The organism is Caballeronia sp. GAFFF2 (assembly GCF_023631485.1).
In the GTDB taxonomy this organism is placed as follows: domain Bacteria; phylum Pseudomonadota; class Gammaproteobacteria; order Burkholderiales; family Burkholderiaceae; genus Caballeronia.
Window position 1 is genome coordinate 356,916 of sequence record NZ_JALQDA010000027.1, and the last position, 13,242, is coordinate 370,157.

Annotated in this window: 15 protein-coding genes; all 15 read right to left on the bottom strand. The window is 64.0% G+C overall.

Annotation, left to right across the window (positions count from 1 at the left end; all coding sequences use genetic code 11):
• Nucleotides 1-81: 81 nt before the first annotated feature.
• The 15 genes from NCT04_RS18010 to sctC all read right to left on the bottom strand — a co-directional run bounded on the left by NCT04_RS18010 (nt 82) and on the right by sctC (nt 13,240).
• Nucleotides 82-507 carry a hypothetical protein gene (locus NCT04_RS18010; RefSeq protein ID WP_250466907.1) on the bottom strand — a complete coding sequence of 142 codons (426 nt, stop codon included), beginning with the start codon at nt 505-507 and terminating at the stop codon, nt 82-84.
• A complete protein-coding gene (locus NCT04_RS18015; protein ID WP_250466908.1) occupies nt 504-1,835 on the bottom strand; it encodes a FliI/YscN family ATPase in 1,332 nt (443 codons plus the stop codon). The genes NCT04_RS18010 and NCT04_RS18015 overlap by 4 nt, the downstream gene beginning before the upstream one ends.
• The gene (locus tag NCT04_RS18020; protein ID WP_250466909.1) at nt 1,835-3,910 is read right to left on the bottom strand and encodes a flagellar biosynthesis protein FlhA; all 2,076 of its coding nucleotides are present in this window, start codon (nt 3,908-3,910) and stop codon (nt 1,835-1,837) included. The genes NCT04_RS18015 and NCT04_RS18020 overlap by 1 nt, the downstream gene beginning before the upstream one ends.
• A 17-nt stretch (nt 3,911-3,927) precedes the next feature.
• Nucleotides 3,928-4,668 (bottom strand): EscU/YscU/HrcU family type III secretion system export apparatus switch protein, encoded by a 741-nt coding sequence (locus tag NCT04_RS18025; protein ID WP_250466911.1) that lies wholly within the window; start codon nt 4,666-4,668, stop codon nt 3,928-3,930.
• Between the two features lie 15 nt (nt 4,669-4,683).
• Complete coding sequence (locus NCT04_RS18030) at nt 4,684-5,409, bottom strand: EscT/YscT/HrcT family type III secretion system export apparatus protein (RefSeq protein WP_250466913.1); 726 nt, start codon at nt 5,407-5,409, stop codon at nt 4,684-4,686.
• A 2-nt stretch (nt 5,410-5,411) separates the two neighbouring features.
• A complete protein-coding gene (sctS, locus tag NCT04_RS18035; protein WP_244828251.1) occupies nt 5,412-5,687 on the bottom strand; it encodes a type III secretion system export apparatus subunit SctS in 276 nt (91 codons plus the stop codon).
• Nucleotides 5,684-6,334, bottom strand: a complete 651-nt coding sequence (locus NCT04_RS18040) for an EscR/YscR/HrcR family type III secretion system export apparatus protein (protein ID WP_244828249.1) — start codon at nt 6,332-6,334, stop codon at nt 5,684-5,686. Before NCT04_RS18040 ends, sctS begins: the two co-directional genes overlap by 4 nt.
• Nucleotides 6,331-7,314, bottom strand: coding sequence for a FliM/FliN family flagellar motor switch protein (locus NCT04_RS18045; protein WP_250466915.1), 984 nt, complete (start codon nt 7,312-7,314; stop codon nt 6,331-6,333). The genes NCT04_RS18040 and NCT04_RS18045 overlap by 4 nt, the downstream gene beginning before the upstream one ends.
• Nucleotides 7,311-8,066, bottom strand: coding sequence for a FliH/SctL family protein (locus tag NCT04_RS18050; protein WP_250466917.1), 756 nt, complete (start codon nt 8,064-8,066; stop codon nt 7,311-7,313). The genes NCT04_RS18045 and NCT04_RS18050 overlap by 4 nt, the downstream gene beginning before the upstream one ends.
• Nucleotides 8,060-8,641 carry a hypothetical protein gene (locus tag NCT04_RS18055; RefSeq protein ID WP_250466919.1) on the bottom strand — a complete coding sequence of 194 codons (582 nt, stop codon included), beginning with the start codon at nt 8,639-8,641 and terminating at the stop codon, nt 8,060-8,062. Before NCT04_RS18055 ends, NCT04_RS18050 begins: the two co-directional genes overlap by 7 nt.
• Entirely contained in the window at nt 8,638-9,480 is an 843-nt protein-coding gene (sctJ, locus tag NCT04_RS18060) for a type III secretion system inner membrane ring lipoprotein SctJ (protein WP_250466921.1), read from the bottom strand. The genes NCT04_RS18055 and sctJ overlap by 4 nt, the downstream gene beginning before the upstream one ends.
• Nucleotides 9,480-9,803, bottom strand: a complete 324-nt coding sequence (locus NCT04_RS18065; RefSeq protein ID WP_250466923.1) for a hypothetical protein — start codon at nt 9,801-9,803, stop codon at nt 9,480-9,482. The genes sctJ and NCT04_RS18065 overlap by 1 nt, the downstream gene beginning before the upstream one ends.
• An 80-nt stretch (nt 9,804-9,883) precedes the next feature.
• Entirely contained in the window at nt 9,884-10,255 is a 372-nt protein-coding gene (locus tag NCT04_RS18070; RefSeq protein WP_244828241.1) for a hypothetical protein, read from the bottom strand.
• Nucleotides 10,256-10,391: 136 nt separating this feature from the next.
• Nucleotides 10,392-11,489, bottom strand: coding sequence for an FHA domain-containing protein (locus tag NCT04_RS18075; protein WP_250466924.1), 1,098 nt, complete (start codon nt 11,487-11,489; stop codon nt 10,392-10,394).
• The gene (sctC, locus tag NCT04_RS18080) at nt 11,486-13,240 is read right to left on the bottom strand and encodes a type III secretion system outer membrane ring subunit SctC (protein ID WP_250466926.1); all 1,755 of its coding nucleotides are present in this window, start codon (nt 13,238-13,240) and stop codon (nt 11,486-11,488) included. Before sctC ends, NCT04_RS18075 begins: the two co-directional genes overlap by 4 nt.
• Nucleotides 13,241-13,242: the final 2 nt, after the last annotated feature.

Genomic DNA, 13,242 nt, shown 5'->3' on the forward strand with positions numbered 1-13,242 from the left:
GCGCTCTGACATAGCTCGCAGTGCCTGGGCGATGAGACGCGATGCACGAGGTCGTCGGCCATGCTGGCCGCGCCGATCGGTTCATGGATCGTCGTCGTCGTCCTTAAAGCTGGCTAGCGCCGCTCTTTCACGGGCGCGTGCGTCGTCGTGCCTCTTTATGTCACGCTGCAAGGCGGACATGGCGGAACGGACGTTCGCCTCGGCGCGCAGCAACAAGGCTTGCGTCTGCAAGACCGACGCGTTCAGCGCCGCTGCCTGAAGCCGATGCGCGTGTAAAGCGCCTCGCCATGTCGCAGCACCGCCATGCTCGTGCGAGCACAAGGCGAGTAGGCGCGGCAGTTGTGCGGCATGGTTGCGCAGCAGTTCCGTGCGACGGGCTACTTCGTCTCGTGCCTCGCATGCGGCCTGTCGCGCCTGCGCGAGCGTTGCCTCGCCGCGCCGCACCCGCAGCCCGCGTACGCGCGCAAGCACCGCCCAGCGACGCAGATCTCCGGCGCGGCCCGTCACGTGGATGTATCGGCGCCTTCGCCGAGCGCCTGCAATGCCGCGATTGTCTTATCGAAAGCGACGTGGCTGTCATGACGCTGCCGAAGGAAGGCCGTAATGGCCGGATGACGGTCGATGGCCCGGTCGCTCGCGGCATCGCTGCCGCGCCGGTATTCGCCTATTTGCAGCAGCAGCTCGACGTCCCGATACCGCGCGAGCCACTCACGCACGCGCTGGGCGCATGCGCGGTGCGATTCCCCGGCGACCCGCGTCATGAGCCGGCTCTTGCTCTGCAAGATATCGATGGCGGGATAGTGTCCCGCGGCGCCTAAACGCGACGAGAGCTGGATATGACCGTCGAGCAGCGAGCGCGCTTCTTCCACGATGGGATCGGCGAGATCTTCGTCCTCGGCAAGCACGGTAAAAAACGCAGTGACGCTGCCGCGACCGAGCAGGCCGCCCATTTCGACGATTCTCGGCAGTTCCGCGAACACGCGTGGCGGATAGCCCCGCCGCACGGGCGGTTCGCCCACGGCGAGGCCGACTTCGCGCAGGGCGCGCGCGTAGCGCGTCAGCGAGTCGAAAAGCAGCAGGACGTGGCGACCTTGGGAACGCAGCGCGGCCGCGATCTCGCAGGCTAGACGCGACGCGCGGATACGTTCGGCCGCTGGACGATCCGATGTCGACGCGACGACGACAATCCGCTCGCGTTCATGCAGATGGTCATGCACGAACTCATTGACCTCACGCCCACGCTCCCCGACGAGCGCGATCACGATGGCATCGGCTTGTGCGCCGTTCGCGATCATGCCGAGCAGCGTGCTCTTTCCGCCGCCCGCGGTTGCGAAAATGCCGACACGCTGTCCAACCCCGCAAGTGAGCAATCCGTCTATCGCCCTGACGCCGGTAACGAAGGGTTGCGCGATCAACGGGCGGTCGAGCGGATTGATCGCGGTCGTTGCGTCGAAGCGCGCGCTCGCATGGGCAAGCGGCGCGGGCGGCCCGCCATCGAGCGGCTTGCCGAGGCCATCGAGAATGCGCCCTTGCAAGCGAGTTGCATCTAGTCGATTCCAGTCGAGCCCGCATCCCTCCACGCGCGTGATGTCGGAGAGTCCCGCGAGTCCGGATAACGGCATGACGAGTGCGCCGTCCGGAGCAAAACCGACTACTTCGCCTGTTTGCTCCTCGAGTGTGTCGGGCCGCACGAGTCGCACACGTTCGCCGATTCGCAGCGACGCGCCCACCACGCGGACGATCACGCCACGCGCCTCCACCACGCGGCCGTGAAGCGTCGGTCTGGCCATCAAGCTGCCGACCGGCTTTGCGTCTTCATCAGTCGTCTTGCGCATTATGGCCTCGTGAAGGTAACCGAAGCGTTGATGCGGTAGACGTCGCGCGGAATCTCGTCTATGGCGAGCACATCCATGCGGATGCCGATCGCTCCCAGCACCTGCGCTAAATGCGGCCGTAGAATCGCCGATGTGAGCAGCAGCCTCACGGGCGTGGCCGCACCGCTCAAAACGCGGCGCAACGTATCCAACTGCATGAAATCGAGCGGGCAATATGGCTCGCCGTCCGAGCCGTGGCGAATGCTGGCTTCGAGCTCGTTCTCCCACTCGGCTTCGAGCACGCCGCCGCGAATCTCCCAGGTATCGAGGTTCGCATGGGTACGCGCGATTTGATGGCCGAGTTCGATACGGCTTTCGCGCACCATGCGTTCGAGCGTTTGTTCGTTTGCGGACACGCGCAGAATGGCTTCGAGGATGCCACGCAGATTGCGGATCGACACGCGTTGCTGCAGCAACTGCCGCAGCACGGCCGCGAGCCGGGCTGTCGTGATCCGTTGTTCGATCTGCGCGACGAGTTCGCGAAACTCGGGGCTCAGACGATTGAGCAGAAAGCGCACCTCTTGCGTGCCGATCAGGCGCGGTGCGCACCGCTCGAATATCTCGATGAGGTGTTGAGCAAGGACGTCGTCGGGCGTGGCGGTATTCAGAACGGAGGCATCGAGCGACGCGGCGGCGCCGGCCGCGATCCACACTGACTTCTCGAATCCCGGTCGATACCCCGACGGGCCTTCGGCTGGCACGTCCGCCGGGCGTCCGCTCGCCAGGACGTGCTGGGGCATGAGCGTGCCGCTCGCGAACGGTACATCGTCGACATCGATGATGTAGCGCTCGGCGGCGAGCCGCTCGTCGATCACGACGGCAAGGCCGGGAAAGGGCAGGCCGAAGCGCGTGTTGAGATGATGGCGCAGCGTGCCGAGCACGCGGTTGAACGCATCGCGCGGCACGGCTGTGAAGGCGTCGTTGCCAAGTCGAAGGCGCAGCACGGTGCTCGTTCCAACCTCGGCCTCGTCGAGCAAATGAGGCATGTACCGGCTGCCGTCGCGCGCAAGCGCGGGCATGGGAGCGCGTGCCTCGTCGCGCGCCCGTTGCGCCGCGCGCATGAGCACGAAGCCAAGTCCTCCGAGCAGCGCGGCCAGCAGCGCAAACTGCGCATGCGGAAAGCCGGGAATGAGCGCCAGTGCCGCGCAGCACGCGCCCGCCATGACGAGTGCGTGAGGCCGAAGCGTCAACTGCTCGTAAAGGTCCGTGCCGAGATTGGTGGCGCCGCTCGCGGGCGATACTCTCGTGACGAGCAGACCGGCCGCGATCGACACGACGAGCGATGGTATCTGCGAAACGAGGCCATCCCCGATAGTCAGGATCGTATAGACCTGCAAGGCGTCGCCAAACGGCATGCCGCGCTGCCCGATACCAACCGCGAGTCCGCCCACGATATTCACGAGCGCGATCACGAAACTTGCAATGGTGTCGCCCTTGACGAACTTCATGGCGCCGTCGAGCGATCCGTAGAAATAGGTTTCGCGTTCGAGTCCGGCACGCAGCAGCGCTGCCTGCTCGGCGGTGATGAGCCCGCTTCGCGAATCGGCGTCGATACTCATCTGGCGTCCTGGAATGCCATCCAGCGTGAAGCGCGCCGCGACTTCCGCGATGCGGTCCGCACCCTTCGCGACCACGATGAACTGAATCGCACAGAGCACCAGGAAGACGACGATGCCGACTGCGACGTTGCCGCCCGCGACCAGCTCGCCGAAGGCCTGGATGATGCGTCCGGCGTGCGCCTGAAGCAGGATCATCTTGGTGGATGCGATGGCCAGCGCGAGACGCAGCAGCGTGGTCATGAGCAGAAGCGCGGGAAAGCCCGGAAGATCCGCCGCGCGCGACACGTAGATCGTGGAGAACAGCATGACGAAACCCGCGCAAAAGCTCATGCCGATGAACAGATCGAGCAGGAACGGCGGGATGGGCAGAATCAGCAACGCCAGCACGCTGATGAAACCCGCGGCTGCCGCGATGTGTGCGTGGCGCGCGATCTGTCGGGGCAAGCTGGCAAAGAGAGGAACGGATGGGCGGCTCATGATTCCAGATTCGGGGTTTAACGGTTCAGATCGCGATGAAGCGCGCGTCGCCGGCCTTTGACGTAGGGGTCGCCGTGTTCGTCGCGGTATTCGCGTTTGAGTTCTTCCTTGTCCATGCGCAAACGGCGCTTTCTCAGCACGTGCTGCATGGCATAGTCGGCTACCGCGGGCGCAGCCTGCGAAAGCGCAACCAGCGCGAGCAGACGGGAATGGCTGAGAGACGCGAGCGCAAGCTGGGATAGCGGATCGAGCGAATACGCCGGCTCGATCTGCACGAGCCATTCTGCCGTCACACGCCAGGCCACGAAGATGAGCACGGCGAACTGGAACAGCATCAGTACGGTCTCGAACGCGACCTTCAAGCCGAACAGATTCTTCAGCCCTTCCACCGGGTTCAGACGCTTGAGATCGGGCGCGATCCGCCTGAACGACACGAGTCCACGCGTTTGAACGAGTTCAGTTATGACGTTGGCAAGCATGCCGGCACTGAGCATGATCAGCGCTCCCTTGCCCGGTTCGAGCAGCGCATTCAATACGGCCTTGAACTGCCACGCGAACGAACGGCTGGCGTCCAGTCCCGACACGGCGTCGATCATGTGGACGAAACCGGAGAACGTGTGTGGCGCTTCGAACGCCAGCAGCAGCCACCACAGCGCGGCGCTCATCGCGGTGCTCAAATGGGCGCTCTTCGCAATGTCGCCGTCGGTTCGGGCGCGCAGCAGCCGGCGAGGCGTGGGCTTTTCGGTTTTGTCGCTCATATCGACCGGTGCCTCCTATTCGAGATTCAGCGAGACGGCGAAGATGCGCGCGAGTCGATCGAGGATCGCTGGAACGCACGCCATCAGCGCGAAGGAGAGCACCATTGCCTTGAACGTACGCGCAGTGGAAAACGGATTGAGACGCTTTGCATGCCGCGACGCGAGTCCGAGCGAAACGTCGGTGAGCAGCATCAAGGCGAGTAACGGGGCCGAAAGCTGCAAGCCCTGCGCTAAAGACTGCGGCAGACGCGCTTCCGAGAACATGGCGAGAAGGCGCGCGAGTCCACCGGGATACGGACCGCCCGGTGGCCAGATCGACCACGCGTCGGCGAAGACTCCGCACAGTGCGACAAGACCGTGGCCCGTAAAGAGCGTGAACGCCGCGAATTGAGTAAAAAGCGTTTGAAACGCGGCGGATTCCTGCTGAAAGTTCGGGTCATATACCGCGCCCACGCTATAGCCGCCTTGTTGATCGAGGATGGCGCCCGCCGTGGAGGCCGCATGAAAGACGACGCCGAAACCGAGTCCCAGCAAAAGACCGATGCCAGCTTCCATGACGCTTGCTGCAAGCGGTTCGTGCGGCAATCCCGCTTGCGCGGGCAGCACCGCGAAGATCAGCACGAGCGGAGCACGCAGTGTCACACCGAGCGCTCCGTCGTTACCAAACGGAATCAGGGCGAGCGCCACGGCTGGACGAATCATGCAGAATGCGAAGCCGCTCAATTGATCGAGGATGTTCATGGTCAATGCGTGCGGCCCGAGGCGATCATCGTGAAGATATGGCTCAAAAGACGCGCGACTTCCCGGTTTGCCCACGGCGCCGTCACGATCAGCACGAGTCCGACGCACACGATCTTTGCACCGTACGGCAGACTCTGATCTTGGATCTGCGTGACCGATTGCAACAGACCGAGCAAAAGGCCGACCGCGGTCGCGACGGCGAGCATTGGCAACGAAAGCCAGAACACGAGCAACAGCGCGTCGGTTGCGAGCGAGGTAAGGGAAGGAAGCGAATTCACTTGGCGTAACCGAGAATGAGTGCATGCATGAGTCTGGGAATGCCGGAGGCAGCCACCAGCACGAAGAGCTTGAGTGGAATGGAGACGGTGCTCGGCGACAGCATCATCATTCCCATGGCGGTCAGCACGTTCGCGACCACCAGATCGATGACTAAAAAGGCGATATAGAGCAGGAAGCCCGCTTCGAAGCCGCTCGAAATCTCGCTGATCAGAAACGCCGGAACGAGCAGCGTGAAGTCGCTTTCTTGCGCGTCGCGAGCGGGATCGGTGCGCTTTGCCGCGTCGAGCAGGAACGCACGTTCTGCCGGGCGCGAGTGCGCCAGCATGAATTCCCCGAGCGGTCCACGAACGGCGTCGATCATCTGCGGAAGGGGCGGCAATTGCCCGCTTTCGACGCGCTCGTCGAGGGAGAGCGCGTCGCCGATAGCGTGCAGGGTAGGCGCCATCACGACCAGCGTTGCCGCGAGCGCGAGACCGGATATCGCCAGGTTGCCGGGCGCTTGCTGCACTCCGAGCGCGGAGCGCAACAGCGTAAGGACGATGCTGAACTTCGTGAACGAGGTGCACATGATGACGACGAGCGGCGCCACGCTCAGTAGAAAGAAGACGCCGACGAGCTGCAGTTGCCCGGTTTGCGCTCCGATCATGACGCGACATCCGTATGGGCGGATTGCAGCACGCTCGTGATCCGCACGGCCAGCACATCGTCTATGTTCACCAGTTCTCCCTTGGCGAAGGGCAATCCCTGGCACAACAGCGTGACCGAGCGCTCGCGCACCGAAAGCTGCAGCGACACCAGCGAACCCTGTCGCAAGCGGCTGAGTTCGTATAAGGACAGGCGCATCGAGCCGATCACGGCGTCGAACGGAAAAGTGAGGGCTTCGACCGGAATGAATTCGCTGGTCAGTTCGGATGGCTGATTGTCTTCGTTGAGAATGGGGCGATCTAGCACGATCTGATCTCCAAGAGTTTTCAAGAGAATGCGCTGCGTGCCGTTGCGAAGGGGCAAGCGCAGGTATTGAACCGATTTGTCGAGCACCAGCGCATCACCGGCGCGAATGCGCCGCAAACGCAAGAGCGTGAGCGTTGGCCCGGCGACGCAGACCGGAATGCTGACGACGATCTGGCGCGCAAGCGCTCTCGAATTGCACTGCGGATCAGGCTGGCGCCGCAGCCAGCGATCCACCGCCTCGCAGTGAAATGACAGGCTCGCCGTGCGTCCGCTTTGGACGTGCGTAAGCGCGAGGCCATAGGCGCCCGGCGCGGGCGACGCGTCATAGGAAACGCCGGTTACATCGAGCGCGAAGCCGAATGCGCCTTCCAGCGCGCAAAGCCAGTCCTCGCACGCGTCGGCAATCAGCTTGTGTGCGAGCTTCCCGGTCTTTTCCAGACTCTGGCGCGAAAGTTCGGGGATGAGCGCCCGCGCATCCAGATCGAGTACCAGCGGCTGACCGCAGGCCATGCCGTGCAGCCGCAGCGGATAGTGCGCGCGACATGGCTCGAACGCGAGCGTGTAGCGCCGATGGCCGACGCTCACTGGCACGTCGGCGCCGAAATGCAAGGCAGCGATGTTCTGCCGCTCCGCCTGTTCACGTGTGAGCCGTTCGAGGCCGGCGAACGGATTCATATCGCGGCGCCCCCGTTCGTGGCATTGAACGCGATCCAGCCGGCCGGCGCGGCATCGCGGGAAAGGACGTCGAGCGTGTCGCGCAGTCCTTGCTCGATGACATCGAATTGCCTGAGAAGACGGTCGTCCAGGCGCGTGTATTCGTCGAGCACGGTGGCGATCGCATCGCGGATACCGCGTTCGAGTGCGGCGAGCTGCTGCCGCAAGCTGCCATCGATTACGCCGATATCGGTTTCGACCACGCACGAACGCGGCGGCAGATCGGCGTCGCCAAGAACGGTGATGAGCGTCAGGCCCAGCTCGTCTTCCATCGCGCTGACTGCTTGCCTGGCTTCCTCGTAATCGCATGCCGAGACGCGCACGGAGAGCGGCCGTTGCCCAGGCGCCGCTTGCAGACTGCGGCGAAGTTGATTCGGAAAGATCGCGCCGGCAGGCATGTCGCCGACGACGTCGCGTACGGCCTCGACGACGATCTTCACGAGGCGATCGTTCAAGCCACGAAGCGCAAAGGCGGCCGCGGCGGCCGGCATGGCGAGGTCATGCACCGCCGCCGCGCGGCCTGCGATGAAACCGCGTGCGAGCGCCTGCCGTCTGACACGCCGGGCGCGTTGCGCGAGGTCGGCTGCCTCTTGCCTCGCGCGTTGGGCATTCAAGCGCTGCAGCGCGGGCAGGTCTTGCAGCAAGGCGAGATCGTTGGCGCAAATATAGCCGTCCGATTCGACCCGCCAGTCGGAAACTCGCCAGATCAGCATGGCCGCCTCTCTGTGTCGAGGAGTTGCAGTGCATCGCCGATCAATTCCAGCGCCGCTCGCGCCGACACGAAAGGCAGGCGCCATTGCGCCGCGGCCGTGGCGTACTCGCAGGGCAGACGCACTTTCATCCACAGCCGTTGTGCGTGGCCGCTCGTCGCGCGCAGTGCGAGCGCGATCCCGGCTATGCACAGGCTGCGCCGGTTGAAGAAGTCGACAGGGGAGTCGAGCCTCAGGTCGGGCTGCTCTCCGCGCCGATGGCACTGGAGCCGCGCGAGCGGCGGCAAGCCCACCGCGCCCGAGAACTGCGTGTGCGCGGCGGCGCTCACGAGAAGGCGCAGCGAGCGCGCGCACGCCAGCGCGGCGCACAGGCGCAAGAGTCGTCCGCATGCCGGGCGCGCGAGCGGCGCGGCGAACCACGGCAATTGCTTGGCGCCGGCCTCGGCGAGCGTCGGGAAGCGCGCGAAAAGATGCAAGGCGGCTGCGGCGCGGGCGCGCTCGCTGCGTGCGGGCGTGGCTCGTCCGCACCAGCTGTGATGCGCCCAGCCTGCGACGTCGAGAATGGGTAGGGATTTCATGTGCGGTCTTCGCGAGAATGGGAGGAGTCGTTGGCGGCTGCGCCCGGCTGCGGCTTCGCCGGCACGGCCTGGCGGGTCCGCCGCCTGAAAAACGTCACACCGGGTATGCGTATCCGCGGCAATACGCGAATGCCCGAATCCCACACCCAGACGGCCAGGATCAACAGCAGCGCCATGACGGTCAGAACGATGAGGACACGCTCGACCTTGCGCTGATCGGCAAGCGGTGGCGGACAGTGGCCCGTCTGCGCGCACAGATCGATTTGCGTGACGACCGGCATGACGGGAACGAGCGTCACGTAGACCTTGTCTTGCGTGAGCCCCTGCACCGCGCCGGCGACGAGCGCGCGGATCTTCTCGCGCATGGGCTCGAGATTCGCGTCGCTGCGATATCGCACCATGACAGACGCGCTCGGCAGCATCGGGGGGCCGAGTAGCGGATCTCGCTGCGGATCGACGATATGCACCCGCGCCACCAGCACGCCGTCGATCGTTTCGAGCGTGGCGGCCAATTCTTCGGTGAGACCATAGACGTAGCGCACGTGGTCTTCTTCGGGGCTCGAGATCAATCCCTGGCGGCTGAAGAGTTCGCCGAGATTGGCATGACTGGCGTGGGGCAAGGCATACGCGCCGGTCAGCTCGGTCGCGGTGACGGCTTCGTCTTCACCGACGGATACGGTCCACGTCTTGTCGGCGTTGCGCTCCTTCGAGCTCTCGACACCGTGTTGACTGAGGACCGCGACGATGCGGTTGGCCTGGTCCTCGTCCAGCCCCTCGTATAACGAGGTCTTGCATGCGCCGAGCAGGACGAGCGGCAGAAGAATGAGCGCGCGACGCATTACGTTCTCTGAGTGATGGATTGGATGGCGCTGCCTACGCTCTGGGCAAGATGCGAAAGCGTGATCAGCGTGACCGAGTAGTCGCTGACGGCGGCTTGCAGCGTGAGCATCTCGCCTGTTGTAAGCGGCCGTCGGCGGGTGGGATCGAGCAACGCGCCGAGGGGCGCGGCCGCTCCTTGCAAGGCGAACTGAGCTTGCTCGGCAAGGCGCGTGATCCCTTCGCCTCCCGTGCCGGCATCCAGTTGCGCCGGTGTGGCGGCGATCGCTGGCGGCGTCGCGTCGACCTGAAAAGATTGGATGGCAACTGCTTGCGAAAGCATCATCGTGAATATTCTTGGTTGGACAGTAAAATCCGGCGCGCGGGAGCCCCCGCATTGGAGGCCCCGCCGGTGTGTGCGTTGGCTTACTTCGTGTTCTGCGCGACGGATTTGTGTGTTTCCGCCAGGCTGCTCAAGATGGACGTCCCTTGTTGCAATGAAGACGTGTACTCGCCGACCTTTTTCTGCATGTCGAGCATGCTGGCGCTGCCCACGCCCCCGGCTCCGCCTTGCCCTCCTTGTCCGTTTTGGCCGCCTTGCGCGCTCTGCGCGCTAGCGTCTTGCTCCGATTGATTGATCGACTGGGCCTGCTGTTGCAGGTTTCGCTTGACGGCGTCCGCCACGCTTCCGAGCGACAGCGTGCCGTCGGGTGCGATCATGCTGCCGCCTTGGGCGCCGCCCATGCCATAACCGAACATGGCAGGGGTGTAACCGATATTTGCCGCTTGCATCGACATATTCTGCTTTCCTATATAAGTGATGGCGCGCTAAAAGGATCGTGCAGACTCCATGAACCTTCGTGCGGCGCGCCGACGCGCGAAGGGCAGCGCACCGGTAAGGGGCTGTCGGGTGCGGCTCCGGCGGCGTGAGCCGCTAGCAGGACTTGCCGGAACTCGTGCGTTGTGCAATCAGGACATAGATGCTTCCGTCATCGCGAATCACCGATGCGCCGCATGGGTCGATTCGCTCGATCCGTCCTATCGACAGATGCGCTCCTGCGAAATATCGGGCTCCTTGCTGGTCGGCGAGCCACGCGGCGTGCGGAGAATTCAGCAGATTCAATCCGAGCGCTTCGAGCGGAACACGCACGGGGCCGCTGTTGTTCTCGTGACCGTCGAAGCGCAACGCCTCTAATCCATCCACCTGTCCTTGCGCGAGCCGGTCGACCCGCGCGTAGTCCCATGACTCGGGTTGCAGATAGGCGTCCGCTGCGGGAAGTGTCGCGACGAACACGCCGGGCCGTTCGCCTGCACGCAAACGGACGCTGCGGTAGTACTTGTCGAGAAAATCGCTCAGTTGCTCCCGCATGCTGTCGATCACGGCGACGCGCACACGCACCGCGCCGCCGCGTGCGCGCGCGACGAGGGAAACGGCGCCAAGGTCGGCGGCGGTCTGTACGTAACCCTCGTAAACACGTGCGCCCGTTGTCTGATCCGTGCGCTGGCGAACGTTGCGAAAGGCGGGCTCGTCCAGAGGCGACGACCGTTTTTCTGAAGGTCTCGGAACAAGGTTATTCAGGCTGTACAGCAACGCGAATCCGAGCGGCACGACCGCTATCGCAAGCCATTGATAGCGAGGTATGCGCGCACACTTCCTTCGCAGCCACGTAAATGGCGCGTGAGCAAGGAGCCATGCAGATTCCGCGCTTTTCATGGCCTGCTCTGTCGGCGGGGCGCCGTTGCTGAACTGCAAGGCCGTCTCTCCCAGCCGGAATGTGGCACCGTGGCGCAACTGCGTTCGTGCGCCGACTTTGAGCGCTTGCCCGAATACCGCGATGTCGGCGTGAGCGGCATGCAGTTCGAGCCTGTTGCCGTGCAGTCGAACGCTCGCGTGATGTGGCGCGATGCCGGTATCCAAAAGGATCAGGTCGGCGTCGGCCGCGCTGCCGATTTGCAAGTCGCGGTCCGCCGTTAGGGCGATGCTCGCGCCCGCATGCAGCCCGGAGGCGACGAAGAGTCGTGCGTCGGTCATTGCTTGCTCCCTTGCGATGCATGCGCGGCATTGCGTGGAGCGGCAAGCTGACTGGCCGGCAGTGGTGGCAACGGAGGAAACTCCGCATCGGGCAAGGGCGGGCGCGGATAGTCCTTTCCAGTTATCGCCGAGAGAGCGGGCACATCGTCGACGGAGAGTTCGGCCGGCGCCGCGGCGTCCGCTTTCAGCCGCTTCAATCGCGGCGTGATGAGGACGAGCCGCTCGGTGCGATCGAAAGATGTCTGCTCATCGCCAAAAAGCGTCCCGATGATCGGAATGTCGCCCAGGATAGGGACTTTCGATCCGCTCGTTTGCGTATGCTCGTATTCGTAGCCGCCGATCAGCAGGCTCTCGCCATCGCCCACTATGGCCTGAGTGATGATCGAGTTACTGTTGACGCGCGGTATGCCGTCAACCGACGCGTCGCCGTCGAAGGAGCCATCCTCGATCTGCACGCTGAGAAGAATCCTGCTGTGCTCGCCGCCGCCTTGCTCGACAGTGGGCGTAACCTTGAGCGTGAGTCCCGTGTCGACATTGAATAGATTGGCATCCTGATTACCTGCCACGCGAACATAGATGGAATTGTGCGACGACAGGACTGCCTCGGCGTTATTGAGCGTCAGCACGCGAGGACGAGACAGGATGCGCGCGCGACCGGTTTTCTCAAGCGCGTGGATCTGCTCGTAGAGGAAGTGCGCGGAATTGCCGATCAACGTCGTCAGCGTGAGTCCCGCATCCACGCCGAGGGCGACGGACGACGCTCCCGGCAGGGCAGGCGCTACGGAACCAAGCGTGTTTGACTGGCGGCTGGATGAAGCCCCAGCGCCCCAGCGGACGCCGAGTTCCCTGGCGGCATCGCTAGACACATCCATCACGAGAGCCGAGATTTCCACGAGATCCTGCGGCCGGTCGAGCATGGAGATGGCCTTCTCGTAGGCGGGCATCATCGCCGGTACGTCGTACACCACGACCGAGTTCGTGCGCGGGTCCGCGACGATGTTGCGCCTTGCCGGCGTCACGGCGGATTGGGGAAGTTCCGCCGGACTGTCATCCACCGAGGCATCTTGTGCGGTTTCCGTGAACCCGGGCACGCTCGGTAAAGGCGGAATCCCCTTGACCGTGCCGTGCAGGCTATCCGGGCGTCCGCGAGTGTTCGTCGCCGCCGGTCTCGCCACGCTCGTGTTTCCCATCAGCGTCCGGAGCAACGAAGCCACGCCCGCGATGGTCTGCTGACGATTCCCCGAGGTATAGGTGATGTCCTGTGCCTGGGTATAACGCAGCGGAAACACGCGTATCTGTGTCTGTTCGAGCGTCTGCTGCGGCGGCGGCAATTGCTCCTGGGCTTTGACGATCGCATTGGCCACGGCATCGACGTATCGGGACGGGCCGGTGACTTTCACGCTGTCGCCCGAGAAATGCAGAGGAAGATGCGGATCATCGAGATCGAGGTTGCGCAGCAGGGCGCCCACCGCGTCCCCCGACAGCGGCGCGAACCCGATCGTGCGGCTTTGCAAGTCTTCGGCGGTGGTGATGTGGATCGTCTGGCCGTCGAAATACCAGACGAGCCCCCACGCTTCGACCAGCGTGCGAAAAACCGAGGAAGGCGATTGCTCGAACACGCCGTTTACGTTGCCGCGCACCGTGCGTGCAATCTCCAGACGCAGACCGCCCGCGCGCCCCACGTCGTTGAGCACATCCGCAAGCCGCGAATTGCGCGCGACGTAGTCCACGCAGACGTTCAAGGATGGCAAGC

Bases quoted from the DNA above. Each gene is read 5' to 3' on its own strand.
- NCT04_RS18040 (WP_244828249.1), bottom strand. From the start codon at position 6,334: ATGATCGGAGCGCAAACCGGGCAACTGCAGCTCGTCGGCGTCTTCTTT.
- NCT04_RS18050 (WP_250466917.1), bottom strand. From the start codon at position 8,066: ATGCTGATCTGGCGAGTTTCCGACTGGCGGGTCGAATCGGACGGCTAT.
- NCT04_RS18055 (WP_250466919.1), bottom strand. From the start codon at position 8,641: ATGAAATCCCTACCCATTCTCGACGTCGCAGGCTGGGCGCATCACAGC.
- NCT04_RS18030 (WP_250466913.1), bottom strand. From the start codon at position 5,409: ATGAACATCCTCGATCAATTGAGCGGCTTCGCATTCTGCATGATTCGT.
- NCT04_RS18070 (WP_244828241.1), bottom strand. From the start codon at position 10,255: ATGTCGATGCAAGCGGCAAATATCGGTTACACCCCTGCCATGTTCGGT.
- NCT04_RS18015 (WP_250466908.1), bottom strand. From the start codon at position 1,835: ATGCGCAAGACGACTGATGAAGACGCAAAGCCGGTCGGCAGCTTGATG.
- NCT04_RS18065 (WP_250466923.1), bottom strand. From the start codon at position 9,803: ATGATGCTTTCGCAAGCAGTTGCCATCCAATCTTTTCAGGTCGACGCG.
- NCT04_RS18025 (WP_250466911.1), bottom strand. From the start codon at position 4,668: ATGAGCGACAAAACCGAAAAGCCCACGCCTCGCCGGCTGCTGCGCGCC.
- NCT04_RS18020 (WP_250466909.1), bottom strand. From the start codon at position 3,910: ATGAGCCGCCCATCCGTTCCTCTCTTTGCCAGCTTGCCCCGACAGATC.
- sctJ (WP_250466921.1), bottom strand. From the start codon at position 9,480: ATGCGTCGCGCGCTCATTCTTCTGCCGCTCGTCCTGCTCGGCGCATGC.
- NCT04_RS18045 (WP_250466915.1), bottom strand. From the start codon at position 7,314: ATGAATCCGTTCGCCGGCCTCGAACGGCTCACACGTGAACAGGCGGAG.
- NCT04_RS18075 (WP_250466924.1), bottom strand. From the start codon at position 11,489: ATGACCGACGCACGACTCTTCGTCGCCTCCGGGCTGCATGCGGGCGCG.